This is a genomic window from Pseudomonas poae, from assembly GCF_001439785.1.
Taxonomy (GTDB): Bacteria; Pseudomonadota; Gammaproteobacteria; order Pseudomonadales; family Pseudomonadaceae; genus Aquipseudomonas; species Aquipseudomonas poae.
On the sequence record NZ_JYLI01000013.1, the window covers coordinates 88543 to 113894 of the forward strand.

General features: G+C 61.8%; 22 protein-coding genes. 8 read left to right on the forward strand and 14 right to left on the reverse strand.

Going from position 1 to position 25352, the window contains the following annotated elements:
* Positions 1-152 precede the first annotated feature (152 nt).
* From leuS to TU75_RS16710, 5 genes are all read left to right on the forward strand, one after another.
* Positions 153-2759 (forward strand): leucine--tRNA ligase, encoded by a 2607-nt coding sequence (gene leuS, locus TU75_RS16690; protein WP_060549540.1) that lies wholly within the window; start codon positions 153-155, stop codon positions 2757-2759.
* A gap of 90 nt (positions 2760-2849) precedes the next feature.
* A complete protein-coding gene (locus TU75_RS16695; RefSeq protein ID WP_003237012.1) occupies positions 2850-3455 on the forward strand; it encodes an LPS-assembly lipoprotein LptE in 606 nt (201 codons plus the stop codon).
* A gap of 39 nt (positions 3456-3494) precedes the next feature.
* On the forward strand, positions 3495-4532 hold the full coding sequence (gene holA, locus TU75_RS16700) for a DNA polymerase III subunit delta (protein ID WP_003237014.1): 1038 nt from the start codon (positions 3495-3497) through the stop codon (positions 4530-4532).
* 101 nt (positions 4533-4633) lie between these two features.
* Complete coding sequence (gene arfA / locus TU75_RS16705) at positions 4634-4798, forward strand: alternative ribosome rescue factor ArfA (protein ID WP_003237016.1); 165 nt, start codon at positions 4634-4636, stop codon at positions 4796-4798.
* A gap of 61 nt (positions 4799-4859) precedes the next feature.
* Positions 4860-6185, forward strand: a complete 1326-nt coding sequence (locus TU75_RS16710) for a lytic murein transglycosylase (RefSeq protein WP_060549541.1) — start codon at positions 4860-4862, stop codon at positions 6183-6185.
* Positions 6186-6294: 109 nt separating this feature from the next.
* Here TU75_RS16710 and TU75_RS16715 read toward each other — a convergent pair whose 3' ends face one another.
* From TU75_RS16715 to TU75_RS16775, 13 genes are all read right to left on the reverse strand, one after another.
* The gene (locus tag TU75_RS16715) at positions 6295-7212 is read right to left on the reverse strand and encodes a S66 peptidase family protein (RefSeq protein WP_060549542.1); all 918 of its coding nucleotides are present in this window, start codon (positions 7210-7212) and stop codon (positions 6295-6297) included.
* Positions 7213-7364: 152 nt separating this feature from the next.
* Complete coding sequence (gene lipA, locus TU75_RS16720; RefSeq protein WP_162276090.1) at positions 7365-8369, reverse strand: lipoyl synthase; 1005 nt, start codon at positions 8367-8369, stop codon at positions 7365-7367.
* A gap of 26 nt (positions 8370-8395) precedes the next feature.
* The gene (gene lipB, locus TU75_RS16725; protein ID WP_003237025.1) at positions 8396-9043 is read right to left on the reverse strand and encodes a lipoyl(octanoyl) transferase LipB; all 648 of its coding nucleotides are present in this window, start codon (positions 9041-9043) and stop codon (positions 8396-8398) included.
* Positions 9043-9318 carry a DUF493 domain-containing protein gene (locus TU75_RS16730; protein WP_003237028.1) on the reverse strand — a complete coding sequence of 92 codons (276 nt, stop codon included), beginning with the start codon at positions 9316-9318 and terminating at the stop codon, positions 9043-9045. The genes lipB and TU75_RS16730 overlap by 1 nt, the downstream gene beginning before the upstream one ends.
* Before the next feature lie 85 nt (positions 9319-9403).
* Entirely contained in the window at positions 9404-10561 is a 1158-nt protein-coding gene (locus TU75_RS16735) for a D-alanyl-D-alanine carboxypeptidase family protein (RefSeq protein ID WP_003237030.1), read from the reverse strand.
* Positions 10562-10738: 177 nt separating this feature from the next.
* Positions 10739-11749 carry a septal ring lytic transglycosylase RlpA family protein gene (locus tag TU75_RS16740; RefSeq protein WP_003237032.1) on the reverse strand — a complete coding sequence of 337 codons (1011 nt, stop codon included), beginning with the start codon at positions 11747-11749 and terminating at the stop codon, positions 10739-10741.
* Positions 11749-12759, reverse strand: a complete 1011-nt coding sequence (gene mltB / locus TU75_RS16745; RefSeq protein ID WP_003237033.1) for a lytic murein transglycosylase B — start codon at positions 12757-12759, stop codon at positions 11749-11751. Before mltB ends, TU75_RS16740 begins: the two co-directional genes overlap by 1 nt.
* 17 nt (positions 12760-12776) lie before the next feature.
* Positions 12777-13880 carry a rod shape-determining protein RodA gene (gene rodA / locus TU75_RS16750; protein WP_060549586.1) on the reverse strand — a complete coding sequence of 368 codons (1104 nt, stop codon included), beginning with the start codon at positions 13878-13880 and terminating at the stop codon, positions 12777-12779.
* 31 nt (positions 13881-13911) lie between these two features.
* Entirely contained in the window at positions 13912-15810 is a 1899-nt protein-coding gene (gene mrdA / locus TU75_RS16755; RefSeq protein WP_060549543.1) for a penicillin-binding protein 2, read from the reverse strand.
* 15 nt (positions 15811-15825) lie between these two features.
* Positions 15826-16293 (reverse strand): 23S rRNA (pseudouridine(1915)-N(3))-methyltransferase RlmH, encoded by a 468-nt coding sequence (gene rlmH / locus TU75_RS16760; RefSeq protein ID WP_003237039.1) that lies wholly within the window; start codon positions 16291-16293, stop codon positions 15826-15828.
* Positions 16294-16302: 9 nt separating this feature from the next.
* Positions 16303-16797 carry a ribosome silencing factor gene (rsfS, locus tag TU75_RS16765; protein WP_003237041.1) on the reverse strand — a complete coding sequence of 165 codons (495 nt, stop codon included), beginning with the start codon at positions 16795-16797 and terminating at the stop codon, positions 16303-16305.
* A 69-nt stretch (positions 16798-16866) separates the two neighbouring features.
* Positions 16867-17511: a nicotinate-nucleotide adenylyltransferase gene (gene nadD, locus TU75_RS16770; RefSeq protein WP_003237043.1), complete on the reverse strand. Its 645-nt coding sequence runs from the start codon at positions 17509-17511 to the stop codon at positions 16867-16869.
* Positions 17511-18776 (reverse strand): glutamate-5-semialdehyde dehydrogenase, encoded by a 1266-nt coding sequence (locus tag TU75_RS16775; protein WP_060549544.1) that lies wholly within the window; start codon positions 18774-18776, stop codon positions 17511-17513. Before TU75_RS16775 ends, nadD begins: the two co-directional genes overlap by 1 nt.
* Positions 18777-18951: 175 nt before the next feature.
* Between TU75_RS16775 and TU75_RS16780 the strand changes: the two genes are divergently transcribed.
* Positions 18952-19635: a DNA-3-methyladenine glycosylase gene (locus TU75_RS16780; RefSeq protein WP_060549545.1), complete on the forward strand. Its 684-nt coding sequence runs from the start codon at positions 18952-18954 to the stop codon at positions 19633-19635.
* Between the two features lie 178 nt (positions 19636-19813).
* A complete protein-coding gene (locus tag TU75_RS16785; protein WP_060549546.1) occupies positions 19814-21130 on the forward strand; it encodes a bifunctional DedA family/phosphatase PAP2 family protein in 1317 nt (438 codons plus the stop codon).
* Here TU75_RS16785 and TU75_RS16790 read toward each other — a convergent pair.
* Positions 21124-21717 carry an LON peptidase substrate-binding domain-containing protein gene (locus TU75_RS16790; protein ID WP_003237052.1) on the reverse strand — a complete coding sequence of 198 codons (594 nt, stop codon included), beginning with the start codon at positions 21715-21717 and terminating at the stop codon, positions 21124-21126. The genes TU75_RS16785 and TU75_RS16790 overlap by 7 nt on opposite strands.
* A gap of 48 nt (positions 21718-21765) precedes the next feature.
* Here TU75_RS16790 and TU75_RS16795 point away from each other — a divergent pair, with 48 nt between their 5' ends.
* Positions 21766-25335 (forward strand): hypothetical protein, encoded by a 3570-nt coding sequence (locus TU75_RS16795; protein ID WP_083362200.1) that lies wholly within the window; start codon positions 21766-21768, stop codon positions 25333-25335.
* Positions 25336-25352 lie beyond the last annotated feature (17 nt).

Here is a 25352-nt window from a genome sequence, read left to right on the forward strand (position 1 = left end):
CCTCGATAGAGTGGGCTCATGTATGCTACGGCGCTTCCTGTAACTCCACTTCCCGCAGGGTTTGGGCACGGACACGCCGCTTTTTGGTGTCGCTCGACTTGAACGCTGCACCGAAGAGGATTAGGCCACCCCTATTCAGTTCAAAAGTAGCCATGCACGAACATTACCAGCCCCGTGAAATCGAAAATGCCGCACAAACCTTCTGGGACGCGCAAAAGTCCTTTGAAGTCAGCGAACAACCAGGCAAGGAGACTTACTACTGCCTGTCGATGTTCCCTTACCCCAGCGGCAAGCTACATATGGGGCACGTGCGTAACTACACCATCGGCGACGTGATCTCGCGCTATCAGCGCATGCTCGGCAAAAACGTCCTGCAACCCATGGGTTGGGACGCCTTCGGCATGCCGGCGGAAAACGCCGCGATGAAGAACAACGTAGCGCCCGCCAAGTGGACCTACGAAAACATCGCCTACATGAAGACCCAGCTGCGCAGCCTGGGCCTGGCGGTGGACTGGTCCCGTGAAGTGACCACCTGCAAGCCGGACTACTACCGCTGGGAACAATGGCTGTTCACTCGCCTGTTCGAAAAAGGCGTGATCTACCGCAAGAACGGCACCGTGAACTGGGACCCGGTCGACCAGACCGTACTGGCCAACGAGCAGGTGATCGACGGTCGCGGCTGGCGTTCCGGCGCGGTCATCGAAAAGCGCCAGATCCCGATGTACTACTTCAAGATCACTGCCTACGCCGATGAGCTGCTGTCGAGCCTCGACGACCTGCCGGGCTGGCCTGAACAGGTCAAGACCATGCAGCGCAACTGGATCGGCAAATCCAAGGGCATGGAAGTGCAGTTCCCGTACCACGTCGAGTCCATCGGCGAAGCGGGCGCGCTCAAGGTTTTCACCACCCGCCCCGACACCCTGATGGGCGCGACCTACGTCGCCGTAGCCGCCGAACACCCGCTGGCCACCCAGGCCGCACAGAACAACCCTGAGCTTTCGGCGTTCATCGCTGAATGCAAAGGCGGCAGCGTGGCCGAGGCCGACGTCGCCACCCAGGAGAAAAAAGGCCTGCCGACCGGGCTGTTCGTCGAACACCCACTCACCGGTGAAAAACTGCCGGTGTGGGTCGCCAACTACGTGCTGATGCACTACGGCGACGGCGCCGTAATGGCCGTACCGGCGCACGACGAGCGTGATTTCGAATTCGCCACCAAGTACGACCTGCCGATCAAATCGGTGGTGCGCACCAGCTCGGGCGATACCAACCCCACGCCATGGCAAGACGCCTACGGCGAGCACGGTACCCTGATCAACTCCGGCGAGTTCGACGGCCTGGACTTTGCCGGCGCCTTCGACGCCATTGAAGTCGCGCTGATCAAGAAAAACCTCGGTGCCTCGCGCACCCAGTTCCGCCTGCGCGACTGGGGCATCAGCCGCCAGCGCTACTGGGGCTGCCCGATCCCGATCATCCACTGCGACACCTGCGGCGACGTGCCGGTGCCGGAAGACCAGTTGCCGGTCGTGCTGCCTGAAGACGTGGTGCCCGATGGCGCAGGCTCCCCGCTGGCCCGCATGCCCGAGTTCTACGAGTGCGCCTGCCCCAAATGCGGGGCGCCGGCCAAGCGTGAAACCGACACCATGGACACCTTCGTCGAGTCGTCCTGGTACTACGCCCGCTACGCCTCGCCGCACTATCAAGGCGGCCTGGTGGAAAAATCCGCAGCCGACCATTGGTTGCCGGTGGATCAGTACATCGGCGGTATCGAACACGCCATCCTGCACCTGCTCTATGCGCGCTTCTTCCACAAGTTGATGCGTGACGAAGGCCTGGTGAGCTCCGATGAACCGTTCAAGAACCTGCTGACCCAGGGTATGGTGATCGCCGAGACCTACTATCGCCGCGAAGCCAATGGCGCCTACACCTGGTTCAACCCGGCGGACGTGGAACTCGAGCGCGACAGTAAGGCGAAGGTCATCAGCGCCAAACTGAAATCCGACGGCCTGCCGGTGGAAATCGGCGGCACCGAGAAAATGGCCAAGTCCAAGAACAACGGCGTCGACCCGCAGTCGATGATCGACCAGTTCGGCGCCGACACCTGCCGCCTGTTCATGATGTTCGCCTCGCCGCCCGACATGAGCGCCGAATGGTCCGACTCCGGCGTCGAAGGCTCGCACCGCTTCCTCAAGCGCGTATGGCGCCTGGCCCACGCCCATGTCAGCCAGGGCCTGCCCGGCACGCTGAACGTGGCCGCGCTGAATGACGAGCAGAAAGCCATTCGCCGCAGCACCCACCTGGCCATCAAGCAAGCCGGTCAGGACGTGGGCCAGCACCACAAATTCAACACCGCCATCGCCCAGGTGATGACGCTGATGAACGTGCTGGAAAAAGCCCCGCAAGCCACCGAGCAGGACCGCGCATTGATCCAGGAGGGCCTGGAAACGGTTACCCTGTTGCTCGCCCCGATCACGCCGCACATCAGCCATGAATTGTGGAGCCGGTTGGGCCACAGCGAAGCGGTCATCGATGCGCGCTGGCCGGTGCAGGATGACAGCGCCCTGGTGCAGGACACGTTGCAACTGGTCATCCAGGTCAACGGCAAACTGCGCGGCCAGATCGACATGCCCGCCAGTGCCAGCCGCGAAGAGGTTGACGCAGCGGCGCGGGTCAACGAGAACGTGCTGCGCTTTACCGAAGGCCTGACGATCCGCAAAGTGATCGTAGTGCCGGGCAAACTGGTCAATATCGTCGCCAGCTAAATCGGATCGGGCGCAAGGCTTGAGCCTTGCGCCGAACTAAACCTTCAGGGCCTCGATAAGGCCCGCCTGGTTTCAAGGGGAGCAACAAAAATGATCAAACGCAATTTGCTGGTGATGGGCCTTGCCGTGCTGCTGAGCGCATGCGGCTTCCAGTTGCGCGGCACCGGCACCAATGAACTGGCGATCAAGGAATGGGACGTCAGCGCCCGCAACGCCTACGGCGAAACCGTGACACAACTGCGTCAGGTGCTGGAAGGCAGCGGCGCGCGCATCTACACCGGCGCGCCCTACAAGCTGTTCCTGGCCGACGAGCGCGACACCCAGCGTAACCTGAGCTACGCCAGCGCCGGCCGTGCCTCGGACATCGAGCTGAGCACCGAACTGACCTTTGAAATCCAGGGCCGTGACAAGCTGCCGTTGATGAGTGACAAGATCCAGGTGCAGAAGGTCGTCAGCCACGACGGCAATAACCTGGTAGGTTCTGACTCGCAAATCATTCAGGTACGCAAGGAAATGCGGCGTGATCTGGTCCAGCGCATGGTCCTGCGCCTGTCGCTGCTGACTCCGCAACAACTTGAGACATTGCAGCAACGCGCTGACGACAAGGCCAAGGCTGACGCCGATGCGCTGAAAGCGGCGCAAGAGTACGAAAACAACACGCCGAAACAATCGCCTGTTGAAGTTCCTGTCGAGTAAGCCAGACGGGGCGCCCCAGGCGCCCCGTTAGCCCCGCCTATGAAACTCGCCCCCGCCCAACTCGCCAAGCACCTGCAAGGCGGCCTCGCGCCTGTGTACATCGTCAGCGGCGACGACCCGCTGCTGTGCCAGGAAGCGGCGGACGCCATTCGCAGCGCCGCGCGCCAGCAAGGTTTCGATGAACGCCAGGTGTTCAGCGCCGATGCCAGTTTCGACTGGGGCACGCTGCTGCAAGCCGGCGCCAGCATGTCGCTGTTTGCCGAAAAGCGCCTGCTGGAACTGCGCCTGCCCTCGGGCAAGCCCGGCGACAAGGGTGCGGCGGCGTTGATGGAATACTGTGCACGGCCTGCCGAAGACACGGTGTTGCTGATCAGCCTGCCCAAGCTCGACGGCAGTGCGCAGAAAACCAAGTGGGGCAAGGCGCTGGTCGAGGGTGCACAAACCCAGTTCATTCAGATCTGGCCGGTGGACAGCAATCAGCTACCGCAATGGATTCGTCAACGCCTGTCCCAATCAGGGCTGTCGGCGACGCAGGACGCTGTGGAGCTGATCGCAGCGCGGGTGGAGGGCAACCTGCTGGCTGCCGCCCAGGAGATCGAAAAGCTCAAGTTGATGGCCGAAGACGGGCAAATTACCGTCGAAACCGTGCAAGGTGCGGTGGCCGACAGCGCGCGCTTTGACGTATTCGGGCTGGTGGACGCGATCCTCAACGGCGAGCCGGCCCATGCCCTGCGCATGCTCGAAGGCTTGCGCGGCGAAGGGGTGGAGCCGCCGGTGATTCTATGGGCCCTGGCCCGGGAGCTGCGGGTATTGGCTAATATCGCCCTGCAATACAGCCAGGGCACGCCGCTGGACAAATGCTTCAGCCAGGCCCGTCCACCGGTGTGGGACAAGCGCAAGCCCCTGATGAGCAAAGCCCTGCAACGGCACACGGCGCAACGCTGGGCGCAGTTGTTGCTGGAGGCGCAGCGTATCGATGCGCAGATCAAGGGCCAGGCGGCAGGCTCGCCCTGGATGAGCTTGAGCCGTTTGTCGCTGTTGATGGCCGGCCAGCGCCTCACACTGCCCGCCGAATAACCTCCCGCATTTGATCTGTATTTACAATTCTCAGGCTTTACAGCCCCGCCGATTCGGCCGATTATTTGCGCCGTTCCACCCGTCCATTGAGAGTACTCATCATGAGCAAAAAGCCATCCAAGCATGGCCCCAACAAGGCCAAATCCATCATCGCCCAGCCATTGTTCCGCAGCCGACAGGAACGCGCCGGCAAGGGCAAAGGCAGCTACCGCCGCGAAGCCTTCCAGTCTGACAGCTGGGAGGCTTCTTACTTTCTGGCTGCCTGAAGGCAAGCGCCCCTCCGGCATGATAAGGTCTGCACTTGATTTGTAACCCCTGGACCTGTGCATGCCCTCTAGCCTTTCCCGTCGTTGGCACCTGCGCCAATTGATTGCTGCCTCCAGCCTTGTTCTGCTTGTCGCCTGCGCCGAGAAACCCACCGCCGCCGACGCCCAGCCTTTGCCGAAAATCCAGAGCGTGCCGGCCGTTGCGCCTGCCGTGGTTGCACCTTTGGCGGTGGACAATCTTGATATCCAGCCCACCCAGACCTTTGCCGAATGGCAGGCCGGGTTCCGCGTGGACGCGCTGAAAGCCGGGATCACCCCCGCCGTCTTTGATAATGCCTTCGCCAACGTCACCCCCGACATGGCGGTGATTCGCGCCGACCGCAGCCAGCCGGAGTTTTCCCGGCCAGTCTGGGAATACCTCGACGGCGCCCTGTCGGCAGTGCGCGTGCGCAATGGTCAGGCGCTGCTGATCAAGTACGCCGATATCCTGCAGAGCATCGAGCAACGCTATGGCGTGGACCGTCAGGCGCTGGTCTCGGTATGGGGCATGGAAAGTAATTTCGGCGCGTTCCAGGGTAATAACTCGGTCATCCGCTCCCTGGCCACGCTGGCCTATGAGGGCCGTCGCCCGGCATTTGCCCAGGCGCAATTGCTCGCCGCGCTGCAGATCATCCAGCATGGCGATATCCAGGCCGACCAGATGAAAGGCTCCTGGGCCGGCGCCATGGGCCAGACCCAATTTATCCCGACCACCTACAACACCCATGCCGTGGACTTCGATGGCGACGGTCGCCGCGATATCTGGAACAGCCCGGCCGATGCCCTCGCCTCCACCGCGCATTACCTGCAGAGCTCCGGCTGGCAGAAAGGCCAGCCATGGGGTTTCGAGGTAAAACAACTGCCGGTCAACTTCGATTACGCCCTGGCCGACGGCAGCGTGCGCAAAAGCGTGGCCGAATGGTTGAAACTTGGCATTCAATTGCCACCGGGGGCGAGCATGCCGCCCAACGTCGACCAACTGTCCGCCGCCCTGCTGCTGCCGGCCGGTTACCGTGGCCCGGCCTTCCTGGTGCTGGATAACTTCCGCGCGATCCTCAAGTACAACAACTCCTCTTCCTACGCGCTCGCGGTGGGTCTGCTGTCGGAGCGGTTCGCTGGCGCAGGGGTGATTCGCGGAGAGTGGCCCAAGGACGAATTGCCGTTGAGCCGTTCCCAGCGCATCGACCTGCAGGCGGCGCTGACCGCCAAGGGCTATGACGCAGGCAACCCGGACGGGATCATCGGTGCGAATACACGCAAGGCGATTCGCGCGGCGCAGCAGGCGCTGGGCTGGCCGGCGGATGGGTATGCGACGGTGAAGTTGCTGGAATCGTTGCAAAACAGGTAGATCTGTCTCAAGGCGACTATCGCTATCGCAGGCAAGCCAGCTCCCACAGGGGAATGCATTTCAACTGTGGGAGCTGGCTTGCCCGCGATGAAGGCCTCACAGGTGACGACTATTTAAAGACCACCTCCTGCTCCAGCACCACCCGCTGCTCCCCCGCATCCAGGCGAACCAATGCGCCCAGCGGCAAGGTCAGATTCGGATCGCAGTGCCCACTGCGCCAGCCGGACAGTACCGGAACGCCCAGCGGCGCGAAGGTTTGCTTCAACAGCCGCTCCAACGCCATGCTGTCCACCCCTGCCACATCCCCTACCAATACGCCTGCCACCTGCGCCAGCTTGCCGGCCAGGCGCAAGTGCGTCAGCAGACGGTCGATGCGGTAGATCGGCTCGTTGACGTCCTCGATAAACAGGATGATGCCTTGCGCGTCGATCTCGAACGGCGTGCCCATCACTGCGGCGATCATCGACAGGTTTCCGCCCTGCAAGCGCCCACGGGCGATGCCAGGCTCCAGAGTGGTCAGCGGGAAGGCCACCGGGTGCGCCAACTCGCCGCCAACGCCCAGTTGGCCGCGCAGCAGGCTGAACAACGATGATTCGGTGGGCGGCTGCTTGTCGCCCAGCAGATCGGCATTGAGCATCGGCCCGTGGAAGGTCACGAAGCCCGCATACCGGTTGATCGCCAGGTGCAAGGCGGTGATGTCGCTGTAGCCGACAAAGGGTTTGGGGTTGGCGCGCAGCAGGCCGAAGTCCAGGCTGTCGAGCAGGCGCGGCGTACCGTAGCCGCCGCGCAGGCAGAAGATGGCGTCGATATCGGGATCGGCGAAGGCGGCGTGGAGGTCAGCGAGGCGGGTTTTATCGCTGCCGGCGAGGTAGCCGTCACGCCCGTACACACCCGGGTAGATGCGCAGACCATAGCCGCGATTGCGCATCCACTGTTCGGCTTTTTCGACGTCCAGCGCGGCAGGCCCGGCCGGAGCGATCAGGGCGATGGTGCCTTCGGGGCGTAATGCGGGTACGGCGGCGTTCATCCATGTTCTCCATGCAAAAAGTGGGAGGGGGCTTGCTCCCGATAGCGGTGTGACAGTCAATACATCAGGTGACTGAAACACCGCTATCGGAAGCAAGCCCCCTCCCACATTGGCCCTTCCTGCACTTCGGGCCTGCGGTGCTACTCAGCGCTCTAGGCGGAAACCAGGCTGGCCTTGACCAGTTTGGCCTGCTCGTCGGCGTGGTACGACGAACGTACCAACGGGCCCGATGCCACGTTCTTGAAGCCCATCTTGTAGCCTTCCTCGGCGAACCAGGCGAAAACGTCCGGGTGCACGAAACGCTGCACCGGCAAGTGGCTGCGCGACGGTTGCAGGTACTGGCCGAGGGTCAGCATGTCGATGTCGTGTTCGCGCATGCGCTTCATGACTTCGATCACTTCTTCATCGGTTTCGCCCAGGCCCAGCATCAGGCCGGATTTGGTCGGGATATGCGGCATCATCTGCTTGAACTTCTGCAGCAGGGTCAGCGACCACTGGTAGTCCGAACCCGGACGCGCGGCCTTGTACAGGCGCGGCACGGTTTCCAGGTTGTGGTTGAACACATCCGGTGGCTCGGCGGCGGTGATTTCCAGCGCCACGTCCATGCGGCCACGGTAGTCCGGCACCAGGGTTTCAAGCATCACGTTCGGCGACAGCTTGCGGATTTCGCGGATGCAGTCGGCGAAGTGCTGGGCACCGCCGTCACGCAGGTCGTCGCGGTCCACCGAGGTGATCACCACGTATTTGAGCTTGAGGTCGGCGATGGCGATGGCCAGGCTTTCCGGCTCGTTCACGTCCAGCGGCTTCGGACGGCCATGGCCCACGTCGCAGAACGGGCAGCGACGGGTGCAGATGTCGCCCATGATCATGAAGGTGGCAGTGCCGCCGGAAAAGCATTCACCCAGGTTCGGGCAGGACGCCTCTTCGCACACGCTGTGCAGCTTGTGTTTGCGCAGCAGCGCCTTGATACGGTCGACTTCCGGCGAGACCGGGATGCGCACGCGGATCCAGTCGGGTTTCTTCGGAAGTTCGGTGGTGGGAATGATCTTGACCGGGATGCGTGCAACCTTTTCGGCGCCACGCAGCTTGACGCCGGCTTCCACCTTGGCACGCGGGGCCGGGGCCGGACGCTCGGTGATGTCCAGCGTCGGGATCATGGTTTGCACTGCATCAGTAGTCATAATCAGTCGATTCCGCCCGTGAGGGTCGTCTGCTCAGCATAGTCGAGGTGTTTGACGAGCTGCGCGCGCAGCCGGGCACTTACCTCGGCAAATTTAATCGGTGTGGCATGCTCGCTCAGTTGCGTCATCGCAAGCCCCGCATAACCACAGGGGTTGATGCGACGAAATGGCGCCAGGTCCATGTCCACATTCAGCGCCAGGCCATGAAAGGAACAACCATGGCGAATGCGCAACCCCAGCGAGGCGATTTTCGCGCCGTTCACATACACGCCGGGGGCATCGGGCTTGGCGGCGGCGCTCACGCCATAACTGGCCAGCAGCTCGATCAGGCACGCCTCCATGCGGCTGACCAGATCGCGCACGCCAAAGCCCAGCTTGCGCACATCCAGCAGCAGGTAAGCCACCAGTTGGCCGGGACCATGGTAAGTCACTTGACCACCTCGGTCGACCTGCACCACTGGAATATCACCCGGCACCAGCAGGTGCTCGGCTTTGCCGGCCTGCCCCTGGGTGAACACCGGCGGGTGTTCCACCAGCCAGATCTCGTCCGGTGCCGAGGTGCCGCGCTCGTTGGTGAAACGCTGCATGGCATGCCATACGGGCTCATAGGCCATCTGGCCAAGCTCGCGAAAGCCCAGTACGGCGGGCATCACAACACCATGTGCACGAAGCCGGTGGCCCGCAATTCACTGTTGATGTCGTAGAGTTGTTCCTGACCGGTCGCAACGATGTGCAACTGGATCGTGGTGTATTTACCGTTGGTGCTCGAACGCTCGTCCACCCGGTTGTCGTTGATCGTCGCGTGTTTACGCACGATCTCGAGGATCTTGTCCTTGTTGCCTGCACCGGTATCGCTGATCACCTTGACGGGGTAGTCCGTCACCGGGAATTCGATCTTTGGCGCCTTTACTTCTTTATCGGTCATGGCAGAACAGCCTCGTAAGCGGTAAGCCGTGGCGACGGGCAAAGCCCCGCGTCGGATCAACGCGGGGCTTTGCAGGTGCGCACAATCAGTTGAACAAGCCGTAGAAGAACAGACGGATGCTATCCCACACGCGGCGGAAGATTCCACCTTCGTCGACGGCGTCCAGCGCGATCAGGTCGGCGCTGTGCACCACCTTGTCGTCCAGCTTCACTTCGACTTTACCGATCACATCGCCCTTGGCGATAGGCGCAACCAGTTGCGGGTTCATGGTCATGCTGGCAGCGAGCTTCTTCAACTGGCCTTTAGGCATGGTCAGGGTCAGGTCGTCAGCCAGGCCGGCCTTGACCTGCGAGGTCGCGCCCTTCCACACCGGTGCAGTCGCAAGCTCGGTGCCCTTCTGGTAGAAGGTCTGGGTTTCGAAGAAACGGAAGCCGTAGGTCAGCAGCTTTTGCGTTTCGGCCGCACGGGCCTGCTCGCTGTTGGTGCCGAACACCACGGCGATCAAGCGCTGGCCATCACGTACGGCGGACGACACCATGCAGTAACCGGCTTCGTCGGTGTGGCCGGTTTTCAGGCCATCGACGGTCTTGTCACGCCACAGCAACAGGTTGCGGTTGGGCTGCTTGATGTTGTTCCAGAAGAATTCCTTCTGGGAATAGATCGCGTAGTGCACCGGGTCGACGCGGATGATTGCGCGCGCCAGGATCGCCATGTCGTGAGCCGACGAGTAGTGCTCCGGGTTCGGCAGGCCGGTTGGGTTCATGAAGTGGCTGTTGGTCATGCCCAGGTCGCCGGCGGTCTTGTTCATCATGTCGGCGAACGCGTCTTCGCTGCCGGCGATGTGTTCGGCCAGGGCCACGCTGGCGTCGTTACCCGACTGGATGATGATGCCGTGCAGCAGGTCGCTCACGGTGACTTGCGAGCCGACCTTGATGAACATCCGCGAACCGCCGGTACGCCAGGCGTTTTCGCTGACGGTAACCGGATCGTTCTCGCCGATCTGGCCGCGACGGATTTCCAGGGTCGCGATGTAGGCGGTCATCAGCTTGGTCAGGCTGGCGGGCGGCAGGCGCACGTCACCGCCGTTCTCGACCAGCACGTTGCCGCTGGCGGCATCCATGAGGACCCAGGCCTTGGCGGCCAGTTGCGGGGAAGCCGGCACCATTTCAACCGCCCAGGCGGCCGGGGTGATGATCAGCGAGATAAGCAGACACGTGCGTTTGGCTAAGGTGGTGATGTTCATCCGTCTCTCGAAATTGCGTATGGAAACTTGCCCTCGCGGGCAAAACTTATTCAGACAGCCCGTTGCCAGACTGTCGCGTGTTCGATTGCCCGCTCACCCCTTGCCCCTGGGTTTTGTTGTTCAACGAGCCAGCAACCAGGGTTCGAGCCCCGCAGGAGCCTGAACCTTCAATCGGGTTTATTCGGCGGTAACCAGCTTGGGCTGCCCCAGGTTGGCCAGGCGTACGCTGTTCTGCACCTGCGCGACCTCGCTCGGCGAGCCGATCGGCCCCATGCGTACACGGTGCAGGGTCTGCTGGTTACGCACAATGGAACTGATGAAAACCGGTGCGTTGACCATGCCGCTGAGTTTGGACCTTAACAGTTCTGCCGCATCCGGGTTGGCGAAAGCGCCCACCTGCAGGAATTGCCCGCCAGCCATGGACGCGCCAGGTGCGGCATGGGGCACGACCACGGTGTCCGGCGCATGCTGCGCGGGCGGTGGCGTCCACTGTTCGATCTTGCCGGTGGAGGCAGTCACTGGCGGCTGCGCGGTGCGCGGCTCGTTGAGCATCAATGGCGCCGGCTTGCCGCGCTGAGCCCAGTACTGCGCAGGGTCGATGCCTTCGACCTTGACCCGCGCGGTGCCGGTTTCGGCATAGCCGAGTTTCTTCGCGGCAGCGTAGGACAAGTCGATGATACGGTCGGAATAGAACGGCCCACGGTCGTTGACCCGCAGGATTACCGTGCGGTTGTTGTCCAGGTTGGTCACCCGCACATAGCTGGGCAGCGGCAATGTCTTGTGGGCCGCGCTCATGCCGTACAGGTCATAGACCTCGCCATTGGCGGTGTTCTGGCCGTGGAACTTGGTGCCGTACCAGGACGCCGTGCCCGACTGGACGTAGGTTCTGGATTCCTGCAGCGGGAAGTAATTCTTGCCCAGCACGGTGTAGGGGTTGGCCTTGTAGGGACCGGTGTGCAGGGTCGGCGTGGCATCCGGGATCTTCGACACATCCACGTCCCACCACGGCGCGCCGTCCTTGTGCGCACGGTTGATGTCCAGGCCCGGCTGGGCGCGCACAATGGCGCCACCGGCCTTGGGCACCGGCCCGCGGCTGGTGGGAGTGGACGTGGAACAACTGACAACCAGCAAGGACAACGCGGCAAACGCCACCAGCTTGAGCGGTTTATGAAACGGCGATGCCCGCATTACTTGGTGCCCCGTGCTTGGACCAGCATGTCTGACAGCTGATGCACGGCCATGGCGTACATCACACTGCGGTTATAACGCGTGATTGCGTAAAAATTCTGCAGCCCCATCCAGTATTCAGGGCCGTTTTCGCCTTCCAGGCGGAACGCCGTCACCGGCAGCTCGTCGCCCGGCGCATTCTGACTCGACCAGCCCAGCGCCCGCAACTCCCCGACGGTCTTGGCCGGTTCGATGCCCTGGGTCAAGCCTTCGTCGGCGCGTTCGCCGCTGACAGTGGCGCGCACCACCACCGGTTCGCCGGCTACCCAGCCATGCTGCTTGAAGTAGCTGGCCACGCTGCCGATGGCATCGTCCGGGTTGCTCCAGATATTGATGTGGCCGTCGCCGTCAAAGTCCACCGCGTAGGCGCGAAAGCTGCTCGGCATGAACTGCGGCAGCCCCATGGCACCGGCGTACGAGCCCTTGAGGGTTAGCGGGTCGACCTGCTCTTCGCGGGCCAACAGCAGGAACTCGCGCAGTTCCTTGCGGAAGAAGTCGGCGCGCGGCGGGTAATCGAAGCCCAAGGTGGACAAGGCATCGATCACCCGATAATTGCCGGTATTGCGCCCGTAGAAGGTTTCGATGCCAATGATCGAGACAATCACCTGGGCCGGCACGCCATACTCCTGCTCGGCGCGGGCGAGTGTCGCCTCGTGCTGACGCCAGAAGTCCACGCCCCGGGCCACGCGTGCATCGGTGAGGAACATCGGTCGATATTCCTTCCACTGCTTCACGCGTTCGGCCGGGCGCGAGATGGCGTCGAGGATCGCCTGCTTCTTCTGCGCCTCACGGAACACGCCCATCAGCTGTTCACCGGCGAAACCGTAGTCGCGGGTCATTTCGCCGACAAATTCGGCGACCTGGGGAGAGCCATCGTAGTCACCGGCCTGCGTGTCCTGCGATGCACCCAGCAGCCCGATCAGGCCCATCCAGGACGCATGCCGAGTCGCCCAGCCGCGCATTACTTGCATTGACATCTTCACCTTATTCAAACCTGTGCGATCCATTTGCGATGCGTATGAATCGACATCAAAACCCCAAACGCTGACAGCAATGTCACCAGCGAAGTTCCGCCGTAGCTAATGAACGGCAACGGCACCCCTACCACCGGCAGCAGGCCACTGACCATACCGATGTTGACGAAAACGTAAACAAAAAAAGTCATGGTCAGGGCGCCGGCGAGCAATTTGCCGAACAGCGTCTGCGCCTGCGCGGTGATGACCAGGCCCCGCCCGATCAGCAGTAAATAGATCAGCAGCAGCGCACAGATACCCACCAGGCCGAACTCTTCGCCCAGCACCGCGATGATGAAGTCGGTGTGGCTTTCGGGCAAAAAGTCCAGGTGCGACTGGGTGCCCAGCAACCAGCCCTTGCCGAACACGCCACCGGAACCGATGGCAGCCTTGGACTGGATGATGTTCCAGCCGGTGCCCAACGGGTCGCTTTCCGGGTCGAGGAACGTGAGGATCCGCTGCTTCTGATAGTCGTGCATGAAAAAGAACCACATTGCGACCGCCACCGGCACCGCAGCCGCCAGCACGCTGAGGATCCAGCGCCAGCGCAGGCCGCCCATGAACAGCACGAAGGCGCCGCCGGCAAGGATCAGCAACGAAGTACCGAGGTCGGGTTGGCGCACGATCAGGATGAACGGAATACCGATCAGAATCAGGCTGATGCCCACGTGCTTGAGCTGTGGCGGCAACGTGCGCTTGGACAGATACCAGGCAATGGTGGCCGGCATCAGGATCTTCATGAATTCCGACGGTTGGAAGCGAATCACCCCGGGAATGTTGATCCAGCGCGTCGCACCCATGGCGTTGTGGCCCATCACGTCCACCACCACCAGCAGCAACACCCCGGTGACATACCCCAGCGGCACCCAACGCGCCATGAAGCGTGGCTCCAACTGCGCGATCACCACCATCGACAGCATGCCCAGGCCGAACGACGACGCCTGCTTGATCAGCAGGTCCCAGTCCTTGCCACTGGCCGAATACAGCACGAACAGGCTGCCGGCCGCCAAGGTCAATAGCAGGATCAGCAGCGGGCCATCAATGTGCATGCGCTGCAGCAACGTCGCGCGACGACGCATCACGTCCTCGCTGGAGAGGATGCGGTCAAAGTTACTCTTCACGGGCCGTCACCTCGGGAGTTGAAGGGGGACCGCCATACTCGGGCTTGAGCCTGCCGTCATCGGCCAGCAGCCAGGCGTCCATGATCTGGCGCACCACCGGTGCGGCCACGCCGGAGCCGGATTCGCCGTTCTCGACCATCACCGCCACCACGATTTTTGGCGCATCGGCCGGCGCAAAGCCGACAAACAAGGCGTGGTCGCGGTGACGCTCCTGGACCTTGCTGCGGTCATACTTTTCGCCCTGCTTGATCGCCACCACCTGCGCCGTACCGCTCTTGCCGGCAATGCGGTACTGCGCGCCGAGTGCCGCCTTGCGCGCGGTGCCCCGAGCGCCGTGCATCACTTGCTGCATGCCATGGTTGACCTTGGCCCAGTCGGACGGGTCGCGCAGCACAATGTCGGGAATCGGGTTCTCATCCACCGGCTTTTCGCCTTCGATGGTGCGGGCCAGGTGCGGGCGATTCCACACGCCTTTATTGGCCACCAATGCGGTGGCCTGCGCCAACTGCAGCGGTGTGGCCTGCATGTAGCCCTGGCCAATGCCGAGAATCAGGGTTTCACCCGGGAACCACGCCTGGCGACGGGTCGCGCGCTTCCACTCGCGCGACGGCATCAGGCCGGGGGATTCTTCAAACATGTCCAGGGAGACTTTCTGACCGAGGCCGAACTTGCCCATGTAGGCCGCCAGACGGTCAATGCCCAGCTTGTGGGCCAAGTCGTAAAAATAGGTGTCGTTGGAGCGCATGATTGCGGTGTCCAGGTCGACATAGCCGTCGCCGGTGCGGTTCCAGTTGCGGTATTTGTGGTCGTAGTTGGGCAGCATGTAGTAGCCCGGGTCGTACACACGGCTGGAGGCGGTGACCACGCCCGCGTCCAGGCCGGCAATCGCTACCGCCGGCTTGATGGTCGAACCCGGCGGGTACAGGCCGCGCAGCACGCGGTTGAACAGCGGTCTGTCGATGGAATCGCGCAACTCGGCATAGGCCTTGAAGCTGATGCCGGTCACGAACAGGTTGGGGTCGAAGCTTGGCTGGCTGACCATCGCCAGCACCTCGCCAGTACTCGGATCGAGCGCTACCACCGCGCCACGCCGACCGCCCAGGGCCATCTCTGCGGCCTCCTGCAGCTTGATGTCCAGGCTCAGCACGATGTCCTTGCCGGGTATCGGGTCGGTGCGCTTGAGCACGCGCAGCACGCGGCCTCGCGCATTGGTTTCGACCTCTTCGTAACCCACCTGACCGTGCAGCTCGGGCTCGTAGAACCGTTCGATGCCGGTTTTGCCGATGTGGTGGGTGCCGCTGTAATTGACCGGATCGAGGCTTTTCAGCTCTTTCTCGTTGATGCGCCCCATGTAGCCGACCGAGTGGGCAAAGTGCGGCCCCTGCGGATAGTGCCGCACCAGCTGCGCCACCACTTCCACGCCGGGCAGGCGGAACTGGTTCACCGCGATACGCGCGATCTGCTCTTCGGTCAGCTCGAACAGAATCGGCACCGGCTCGAACGGCCGACGCCCCTGTTTCATGCGTTTTTCGAAGATCATCCGGTCTTCCGGCGTCAGTTGCAGCACCTCGACGATCACATCGAGCACCTGCTGCCAGTTGCCGGAGCGCTCGCGGGTCATGCTCAGGCTGAAGCTGGGACGGTTGTCGGCGACCACCACGCCATTGCGGTCGAAAATCAGCCCACGGGTCGGCGGGATCGGCTGCACATGCACGCGGTTGTTTTCAGACAGCGTGGAGTGATAGTCGTACTGGATCACCTGCAGGAAATACAGGCGCGCGACCAGCACGCCGATCAACCCCACCACCAGAAAAGCACCAAACACGACCCGAGCGCGTACCAGACGTGCGTCTTTCTCGTGGTCCTTGATGCGGATCGGCTGAGTCATCGGGCGCGGCGCAGATTATTTGTGGTAAGGGTGCCCGGACAGAACTGTCCAGGCGCGATACAGCTGTTCACCGATCAGAATCCTTACCAACGGGTGCGGCAACGTCAGCGCCGACAGCGACCAACGCTGATCGGCCCGCGCGCACACTTCCGGCGCCAGCCCTTCGGGGCCACCGACCATGAAGTTGACCGTGCGCGAATCCAGGCGCCAGCGGTCCAGTTCCACCGCCAACTGCTCGGTACTCCAGGGCTTGCCGTGCACTTCCAGGGTGACGATGCGCTCGTTGGCACCGACCTTGGCCAGCATGGCTTCGCCTTCCTGACGGATAAAGCGCGCCACGTCGGCATTCTTGCCCCGGGTGTTGAGCGGGATTTCCACCAGCTCAAGCGACAGCTCGGCGGGCAGACGCTTGGCATATTCGTGCCAGCCCTCTTCCACCCACTTGGGCATGCGTGAACCGACAGCGATCAGACGCAGGCGCACAGCCGTTCCTTATTCCTGGTCTTTGTTGAGCTTGTCGAAGTGCGCGTGGCCCACTTCCGGACTGTGGTGCTTGCCGTCGGCGGCGCGGCTCTGCTCGGCGCCTTTCCACAGACGCTCCAGGTCGTAGAACTGGCGGGCGTTGGACGTCATCATGTGAACGATCACGTCGTCCATGTCCAACAGCACCCAGTCGCTGTCGCCCTTGCCTTCTTCACCCAACGGCTTGACGCCCTGGGCTTTGACGGCTTCGCGAACCTTGTCCAGCATCGCGCCGATCTGGCGGTTGGAGGTACCGGTGGCGATGATCATGTAGTCGGTGATGCTCTGCTTATCGCGCACGTCCAGCACCTGGATGTCCTGGGCCTTCACGTCTTCGAGCGCGGCAACCGCGACTTTCACCAGCTCTTCGCCAGCCAGCTCCGGGCCAACGTGGGCTTCAACCGGCAGCGGGGCGCTTTTGAAGGTGCCTTTGCGCTTAACTTTGCTTACGTCTTTGTTCGTCATAAAAAACTCGTTTTGCTCATATGTTCGGGCGCTTGCTGCACGACAGTTCGTGCGGTCAAGCGCGCCTTTTCAGTTCGACGCACGGTAAAGCCCGTGCGCATCGATGTAGGCCAGGACCGCGTCAGGCACCAGGAAACGTACCGACTTCCCGCTGGCCAGCAGTTGACGGATCTGGGTGGCAGACACCGCAAGCGGGGTCTGCCAGACGAATGCAATATTCCCGTTCGGCCCGGTCAGGGCCAAGGGGTCACTTACCGACCGCGCGGCCAGCAGGTTGCGCAGGGCATCCGGCGGTTCGCTGTCGGCATCCGGGCGTTGCAGCACCAGGATATGGCAATGCTGGAGGAGTTCCTCCCAGCGATGCCAAGAGGGCAGGCCGCAAAATGCGTCCCAGCCCAAAAGCAGAAACAACTGGTCATCAGCGGCCAACTCGGCGCGCATCAGCTCCAGGGTGTCGACAGTGTAGGACGGTTTATCGCGCTTGAGTTCGCGGTCGTCCACCACCAGCGGTGCGATGCCTTCCACTGCCACGCGCACCATTTCCAGGCGCTGCTGCGGCGACACCTGCGGCATGTCGCGATGGGGCGGCCGCGCGTTGGGCATCACCCGCATCTCGTCCAGCCCCAGCGCATCGGCAACCTCAAGTGCACTGCGCAAATGGCCGATGTGCACGGGGTCGAAGGTGCCACCGAGCAGCCCGATGCGTTTAGCCATCAAGTGCGCACGTGACCGTCGCCGAACACTACGTACTTCTCGCTGGTCAGGCCTTCCAGGCCGACCGGGCCGCGTGCGTGGAGTTTGTCGGTGGAGATGCCGATCTCTGCCCCCAGGCCATACTCGAAGCCATCGGCAAAGCGCGTCGAGGCGTTGATCATCACCGACGCGGAATCCACCTCGGTGAGGAAACGCCGGGCATCGCTGAAATGCTCGGAGACGATCGCGTCGGTGTGCTTGGAGCCGTAGGTATTGATGTGTTCGATGGCCTGGTCCAGGTCGTCGACGATACGGATCGACAGGATCGGCGCCGTGTACTCCGTGTACCAGTCCTGCTCGGTGGCTTCGATCACGTCTGCGCCCAGCAGCGCGCGGGTGCGTTCGCAGCCTCGCAGTTCCACGCCCTTGTCGCGGTAGATGGCAGCCAGCGGCGGCAGCACGCGCTCGGCAATGCCGGCGTGCACCAGCAGTGTCTCCATGGTGTTGCACGGGGCGTAGCGATGGGTCTTGGCGTTGTCCGCGATGCGGATCGCCTTGTCGATGTCGGCGGCCACGTCGATGAACACGTGGCACACGCCGTCCAGGTGCTTGATCACCGGCACCTTGGCCTCGCGGCTGACGCGCTCGATCAGGCTCTTGCCACCGCGTGGCACGATCACGTCGACGAACTCGGGCATGGTGATCAACGCGCCGACGGCGGCGCGGTCAGTGGTTTCCACCACCTGCACCACTTCGGTGGGCAACTCGGCCACGGCCAGGCCCTGCTGGATGCAGGCGGCAATGGCACGGTTGGAATTAATGGCCTCGGAACCGCCGCGCAGGATGGTGGCGTTGCCGGACTTGAGGCACAGGCTCGCAGCGTCGATGGTCACGTTCGGGCGCGACTCGTAGATGATGCCGATCACGCCCAGGGGCACGCGCATCTTGCCGACCTGGATACCGGACGGCAGGTAGCGCATATCGCGGATTTCACCGATGGGGTCAGGCAGCTTGGCCACCTGACGCAGGCCTTCGATCATGTCGTCGATACGGGCCGGGGTCAGTTCCAGACGGTCCAGCAGGGCTGGCTCAAGGCCATTGGCGCGGCCGTTGGCCAAATCCTGTTCGTTGGCGGCCGCAAGCGCTGCGCGCGAGGTATCCAGCGCATCGGCGGCGGCCAGCAGGGCACGGTTCTTCTGCGCAGTGCTCGCGCGGGCGATCAACCGCGAGGCCTGGCGGGCTGCGCGACCCAGGCGGGTCATGTAGTCGAGAACGGACTCAGTCATGGTCAGGGAGACTTGGCCAAAGAGGAAAGCGGCAGATTATAGCTGTGACGCCGCCCGACTGACAGCGGTGAGGGGCGGATGGTCGAAATGAACTGTAAAAAACAGGTGTTCAGCGGTAATTAAGCGGGGAGTTGTTATTATTCGGTCACATTTACCTGTATTCCCCTGACCTCTTATGCCAAGCGTCACGCCCCAACTCCCCGCCAGCGCCCTGCCCGACCGCTTCTTCGACCGCGACGCGCAATTGCTCGCACGGGATCTGCTCGGAAAAGTCATACGCCATCGCGTGGGCGATCTCTGGCTTTCTGCGCGAATTATTGAAACCGAAGCCTATTACGTGGCAGAAAAAGGCAGTCACGCGTCACTTGGCTACACAGAAAAGCGTAAGGCTTTGTTTCTGGATGGTGGCCATATCTACATGTATTACGCGCGCGGCGGCGATTCGCTGAACTTCAGCGCCCATGGCCCGGGCAACGCGGTGCTGATCAAGTCGGCCTATCCGTGGGTGGACGAGGTCTCGGGCCCCGCGAGCCTGGCGCAGATGCTGCTCAATAACCCGAACCCCGACGGCAGCCCGCGCGCCTCGCAAAAGCTCTGCGCCGGCCAGACGCTGCTGTGCAAGGCACTGGGCCTGAAGGTGCCGATGTGGGACGCCAAGCGGTTCGATCAGGAGCTGCTTTATGTGCAGGACGTGGGACAGACGCCCACGCAAATTATCCAGACCACCCGCCTGGGCATCCCGAGCGGACGCGATGAGCACTTGATGTACCGTTTTGTCGATGCAGGCTATGCGCCTTATTGCACGCGGAACCCGCTGCGCCGAGGCCAGGTCGAAGGCCGGGATTATTTTTTGATTTGAGCCGACCGGGCATGAGCGCTTATATCGCCGCAGCCCTTTGTGGGAGCGGGCCCGCCCGCGAAAGCGGTGGATCAGTCAACGTCAATGTTTGCTGGGCCGACGTCTTCGCGGGCAAGCCCGCGCCCACAGTTGATCTTTAGTGTTCCGGTTTACGTAGTGCATAGAGGGAGTGAAGTGTATGGGCCAATGGCTCGATAGCATTACCGGCTGGCTGACTGTAAATCCGCAGTGGCTGGCCGTGGCGGTGTTTATCGTCGCGTGCGTGGAGTGCCTGGCGATTGCCGGGCTGATCGTGCCGGGCACGGTGTTGCTGTTCGCCATTGCCGCGCTGGCTGGCAGCGGGGCGTTGTCGCTGAGCGAGACGTTGCTGCTGGGGTTTCTCGGCGGGCTGCTGGGCGACGGCGTTTCCTACTTTCTGGGTCGACATTTCCACCAGAATATCCGGCGATTGCCCGGCTTGCGTCACCACCCGGAATGGATGAACGGCGCCGAAACCTACTTCCACAAATACGGCATCGCCAGCCTGCTGGTCGGACGCTTCATTGGCCCGTTGCGCCCGATGCTGCCCATGGTGGCCGGCATGTGCGACATGCCCTTCCCACGTTTTGCCGCCGTGAGCATTGTGGCGGCGGCAGGCTGGTCGGTGGCTTACCTGCTGCCGGGCTGGGCGACGGGCGCCGCGTTCCGCCTGCCATTGCCGGAAGGCTTCTGGCCTGAGGCGGCGGTCGTCGCAGGATGCCTGGCTGTCTTGCTCGGCCTGAGCTTGAACAGCAGCCTGCGCGGCCATCGCCGCGCAACGCTCTGGATCGGCTGCGCGAGCCTGGTGCTACTGGTCGCGATGTTTATCGGCTACCCACACCTCAATCACTTTGATCAGGGCCTGAGCGCACTGGTGCAGGAGCATCGCAGCGAGTGGCTGGACGAGGTGATGGTGCGGATCACGCAGTTGGGCGAGTTCAAGAAAATGTTCGTCGCCAGTGCGGTGTTCACCGGCCTGCTGTTACTGGCGCGACAATGGCGCCATGCGCTGTTCGTCGGTGCCACGCTGGCCGGAGCAGCCGTGGTCAATACCGGCACCAAGCTGTTCTTTGCCCGAGGCCGCCCGGAAATACTCACCGAACCGCTCACCAGTTTCAGCATGCCCAGCGGACATGCTTCCGGCGCCTTCGCGTTTTTCCTCGCGCTGGCAGTGCTGGCAGGGCGCGGCCAGCCTGCGCGGCTGCGCCTGACCTGGATGCTGATGGGCTGCATTCCGGCCGCGTTCATCGCGTTGTCGCGGGTGTACCTGGGCGCTCATTGGCCATCGGACATTCTTGCCGGCACGCTGCTGGCCATGACCGTGTGTGCGTTCTCCCTTGCGATCAGCGAATACCGCAGCCCCCTGCCGGCCCTGTCGCGCAGAACCTGGTGGTTGCTGTTGCCAGCGCTGGCGGCGGTGATGAGCTTTATCGCCCTCACCGGCACACCTCATGCGCTGTTGCGCTACGCCTATTGAGTGAACAGCTCGCCCTGCAACTCATCGAGCAGCATCTGGATCGCGTCCAGACGCTGCTGCGGGTCGTCGATTTGCAGCAGGTCGATCTTGTCCGCTTCAGTGAACGGCAATAGATACGCGAGCTGATTACCCAGCGCCTGCTGGCCTTCGGCATTGCCGCCCATGTCCAGAGAAGCGACCATCGGATGCTCGGCCAGGGCCTGGAGCAGCGCCAGCAGGTCGGCGTCCTCTTCTTCGAGTGGCAGGTCCGGTTGCTCGTCCAGCCATTGCACGTCGGCTACCAGCAACTGGTCTTTCTGCACACCCGCTTCGCGTACCCGAAACCGGCGCCCGCCTTCGACGCGAATCCCCAGCAAGCCGTTGTCCTGCTGTTTGAAGTCGCGAATCAAGGCCTCGCAGCCGATCAGCGCATAGCCGTCCGGCGCCATGCCGACTTCCCGGCCGTCGAGGATGCACACCACGCCGAAGCTTTCGCCCTTTTTCATGCAGCGGCTGATCATGTCCAGGTAGCGTGCCTCGAACAACTGCAGATCGAGCGTGCAGCCGGGGAACAGCACGGTATTGAGCGGGAACAGCGCCAAACTCATAAAGGTTTCCTCAACCCTGATTTAAACGATTACCGACAGGCGGCCATCATGCCTGATCTGTTCGGCTTTTACGGCTACGCCGCCGTACATATTCACCGCCACCCTCTCGCACACCGCACACACAATCAACAACGCGACGACCGCAAACACTGTTCACAAGACGAGAGCAACAACGTGGCGAAACCCTTCATTGACGTCAGCATAGACACCCCTTCGGCAGATCCGGTACTCATCACTGACATTATCGATGCCAGTCATTTATCAAATTCTGTAACAAATTCTTCCGCTAAAACCACGCCCGGCCTTGGCGATGTGGACGCCTTGTTCGGCCCCTTGCAGTTCGGTGAATGCACAGTGAGCCGAAAAGAACTCCACGCCATGAGCGCGACCCTCAACGGCAAGGAAATCACGGGCGCCAATACTTACTTTGCCGATGCCGAGCAAGGCTTCATTGATGCACTGGTGTTCGATCCGGGTGAGATAAAACGCCGCATGACGTCAGCAGTTGCCCAGGATGCGCAGCTTGTCGCCACCTTGATGTATGAAATCGCCACCCGTCGGTCCCCTGGCGCTACGCCGCTGTTTGGCGAGACCACGCAAAGCATTGCCGACGCAGACATGGATGCGGTCAGCAAGGTTTTAGGCTCGGTACAGCGCATGGACATCACCCGCACGGCACGGTCCGACTCGCTGCCGCATTGGGTCAATCGAGCAAAGACCCGCGCCATGAGTGTCGTCGGCGTCGGTATGCAGCTGTATGGGTTATACAGCGCTTACCGGGGGGCGATAGAGGCGCTCAAGCGAGGTGATGCGGGCGAAGTGGCGCTCAATCTGGGCGGCGGGGTGACGGAAGTCGCTTCGATGGGCATCGAGTACGCAATGAGCAAAACCGGCCAGCACATGATCCAGCAAGGCTCGCAGAACCTGGAGCTCTTTCGCAAGACCGCCGCCGGCAAGTGGCTGGCGCGCAGTTCCGGGATGGTCGCTGCGGTCCTCACATTGCCATTTGATGTGTACACCGCAATCAAATCGTTCAACGACGCCGCCAGTGCAGAGGGAAAAAAAGCCCAGGACCTGTACGTCACCGGCGGTTTGAGTGTGGCCAGCGCCGGCATCTCGCTGGCACTCGGGGTCGCCGCGCTGATGGGCTTGCAGTACGCCGGCCCCATCGGGCTTGTCGCGGCCGGCCTGATGATCGCCGGGGCCGCTATCTACCAGGCAGTGCGCGTGGTCGACGATATCGACGACTACATCGAGCTCACGGTAGGCGAGCGCTGGCGCGCAGGCTGGCTGGCCTTCTGGGCAGTGGAGCAGGACACAGCACTCATGGATCGCTTCAAAGCGGCCAAAACCTACAGCGACTACGAAAAACTGCTCAAGAGCCGGAGCCTCCAATGGCTCGAAAACGAGTTCAAGGATCGTTTTGAAGCCGTCTACCTCGGTCGCTTCGAGGTAACACTTGAGCCACGCAGGATTCACCGCTTCAGTTGGAAAGACGGTGAACAACCCTATGATCCGGTCAATAGCCCCACCGTCAGGGAAACCGACGATGTGCTCGCCGCCTGGGACGGCGCCCCCAATGATAAGGACCGTGTGGTTTTCGGCCATCGCGACGCTGCAAAAGGTGTGTTCTGGCAGCTTGGGGACGGTAACGACTACGTCATAGGCGTGGGTGCTCAGCCCAATCATTTCAGTCTCGGCTCAGGACGCAAGCAACTCAAGGGTGGCAATAAAGATGATGCCTTCGTCTTTCAGTCCGCGGCCCAGACACTCACCGACGGCTATAAGCAAGCACCGGGCGCCCTGGACGGCGGCAATGGCGCCGACCTGTTGTGGTTACAGGGAAAGCACCAGGCGATCGTTCACGGGACGGACCCCACGCCTTACCGGGGTTACAACATTGATCTACAGGCGCAACGCCTCGAGCTGATGCCTGTGGACAAGAATGCCGAACCGGTGCTGCACACTCGCATGACCTCTATCGAGAAAGTCGAGACCCTGGCCGGGGCAAGCAATACGGTGGTCGGCAGCGATAAGGCCGATGTGATAATGGCCAACGGAGATGACGCTATCCAGGCAGGTGATGGCAACGACCACATCAGCCTGCGCGGCACTGACTGCAGGGCCGAGGGCGGTCCCGGCCTGGATACCTACTACTTGCACAAGGCCAGCCGCCATATCGCTATCAGCGAAGACGGAAAAAGCGAAAGCCTGGTGTATCTGGGGGTGCCGCTGGAGCTGGTGCAAGCCTGGAAGATCCAGGGGCAAGCCCTGGTGATTCATTCGTTGCGGGATGCTGCGCTGGAGTCGCCCCAACGAGAAGTGCTCATCAAGAATGTCTACGAACAGCGCGAAGGCAAGCGCTCATTGCTCAATGCCAAATGGTTATTCATCACCGAGGACGGTTATTACCTTCAACCGGACTTGCCCGGCGAAATTGCAGGCACCGAGGATGTCGGGATTGAGGTGCTGGTGATTGTGCAAGGCACTGCCAAACCCTCGCCGGTGTTACTCAACGACAGTCGTGAGATCAACGCCGCAGAATATTTTATGGATCGCGGCACGACGAGCAGGCACCTGCGAGTCAACCAAGCATCTGCCGCGCCACCCTGCACCCTTTATCTGGACTTCGATAGCAGCGAAATTCAGGGCGTCGACGCCACTTACACGGTGGACGTAAAAAAACACCTCAATACCGCTCTCAGTTATTCAAGCCTTTCCTACAGGATCCGCTTGAATGACAGTTTGCTTTTTATCCATAACCCGATGATAGAAAACCCGGTCACTAAAACCGACAGGGGTGGCGGCATCTTCAGCTCATCATGGAAAGCCATCAGCGAAATCACGCTGGTGATGCGCGACGGCGTGTCTTACGCCCTGGATGCGCCTCGAAACAACCACTCTGAAGATGCGCAGAAACCCGGCTCAAGAAGCATCGAAAGCCGCACCTCGTTACGCGAACGGGCAGGCCGATATACCTGCGTCAACCCCACGACTAACCGATATGCGTTAAAAGCGACGCCGCAAAAAATCAGTTTCCCGGCGCTGGACTATCGCTGCATTTATCACCTTGACGGCCAATCGAGCTATTACGCGCTTTACCCCAGCAGAAACATGTCGCTGCAACTCTCAACCGTTGAAGGCAGCCAGGGTTCCGTTTGGAACATTTACACCGATAACGTCGATGATCGAATCAACCGCAAGGCACTGACCCTTGAAAACAACCTGCTGGAGATCGGGACTGTTCATGTACAGCTTGCCCCCAGTGAGAATCCCAACGCTTTGCTTGAAACCGTCTACGTGTTTCTGACGTGCGGCATCACCTACAAAGTCCACGCCCTTTTCAACTGGATTGAACTCTATGCGATCGACGCCGCGGCATGCGCTTCGATTCCAGCCATCGTTGAAGAAATCCACCGGCACAGACAGTACGAGTTGAACCAGGTATTCGCGGGCACCCGAATACTTATCCACAACCTGCAACTCATCGATGCCAGCGCCGGCGCGATCTACTACGTCGCCGATACCGATACCTGGGAGCTCGACAGCGACCGCGCGCGCGCGATCAACATTGACGACCTGACAATCGAAAAGCCATCGAGCACAGAAAACAGCTGAGCACGGCCTGTTATTCG

Excerpts from the sequence above, each read along its gene's own strand:
- TU75_RS16710 (WP_060549541.1), top strand. The coding sequence starts at position 4,860 with ATGCCCTCTAGCCTTTCCCGTCGTTGGCACCTGCGCCAATTGATTGCT.
- lipB (WP_003237025.1), bottom strand. The coding sequence starts at position 9,043 with ATGCCCGCCGTACTGGGCTTTCGCGAGCTTGGCCAGATGGCCTATGAG.
- nadD (WP_003237043.1), bottom strand. The coding sequence starts at position 17,511 with ATGGCTAAACGCATCGGGCTGCTCGGTGGCACCTTCGACCCCGTGCAC.
- holA (WP_003237014.1), top strand. The coding sequence starts at position 3,495 with ATGAAACTCGCCCCCGCCCAACTCGCCAAGCACCTGCAAGGCGGCCTC.
- TU75_RS16785 (WP_060549546.1), top strand. The coding sequence starts at position 19,814 with ATGGGCCAATGGCTCGATAGCATTACCGGCTGGCTGACTGTAAATCCG.
- TU75_RS16795 (WP_083362200.1), top strand. The coding sequence starts at position 21,766 with ATGCCTGATCTGTTCGGCTTTTACGGCTACGCCGCCGTACATATTCAC.
- rodA (WP_060549586.1), bottom strand. The coding sequence starts at position 13,880 with ATGCGTCGTCGCGCGACGTTGCTGCAGCGCATGCACATTGATGGCCCG.
- TU75_RS16730 (WP_003237028.1), bottom strand. The coding sequence starts at position 9,318 with ATGACCGATAAAGAAGTAAAGGCGCCAAAGATCGAATTCCCGGTGACG.
- rsfS (WP_003237041.1), bottom strand. The coding sequence starts at position 16,797 with ATGACGAACAAAGACGTAAGCAAAGTTAAGCGCAAAGGCACCTTCAAA.
- mltB (WP_003237033.1), bottom strand. The coding sequence starts at position 12,759 with ATGCAAGTAATGCGCGGCTGGGCGACTCGGCATGCGTCCTGGATGGGC.
- leuS (WP_060549540.1), top strand. The coding sequence starts at position 153 with ATGCACGAACATTACCAGCCCCGTGAAATCGAAAATGCCGCACAAACC.
- TU75_RS16735 (WP_003237030.1), bottom strand. The coding sequence starts at position 10,561 with ATGAACATCACCACCTTAGCCAAACGCACGTGTCTGCTTATCTCGCTG.
- TU75_RS16790 (WP_003237052.1), bottom strand. The coding sequence starts at position 21,717 with ATGAGTTTGGCGCTGTTCCCGCTCAATACCGTGCTGTTCCCCGGCTGC.
- TU75_RS16740 (WP_003237032.1), bottom strand. The coding sequence starts at position 11,749 with ATGCGGGCATCGCCGTTTCATAAACCGCTCAAGCTGGTGGCGTTTGCC.
- TU75_RS16715 (WP_060549542.1), bottom strand. The coding sequence starts at position 7,212 with ATGAACGCCGCCGTACCCGCATTACGCCCCGAAGGCACCATCGCCCTG.
- TU75_RS16695 (WP_003237012.1), top strand. The coding sequence starts at position 2,850 with ATGATCAAACGCAATTTGCTGGTGATGGGCCTTGCCGTGCTGCTGAGC.
- mrdA (WP_060549543.1), bottom strand. The coding sequence starts at position 15,810 with ATGACTCAGCCGATCCGCATCAAGGACCACGAGAAAGACGCACGTCTG.
- arfA (WP_003237016.1), top strand. The coding sequence starts at position 4,634 with ATGAGCAAAAAGCCATCCAAGCATGGCCCCAACAAGGCCAAATCCATC.
- TU75_RS16775 (WP_060549544.1), bottom strand. The coding sequence starts at position 18,776 with ATGACTGAGTCCGTTCTCGACTACATGACCCGCCTGGGTCGCGCAGCC.
- lipA (WP_162276090.1), bottom strand. The coding sequence starts at position 8,369 with ATGATCCCGACGCTGGACATCACCGAGCGTCCGGCCCCGGCCCCGCGT.
- TU75_RS16780 (WP_060549545.1), top strand. The coding sequence starts at position 18,952 with ATGCCAAGCGTCACGCCCCAACTCCCCGCCAGCGCCCTGCCCGACCGC.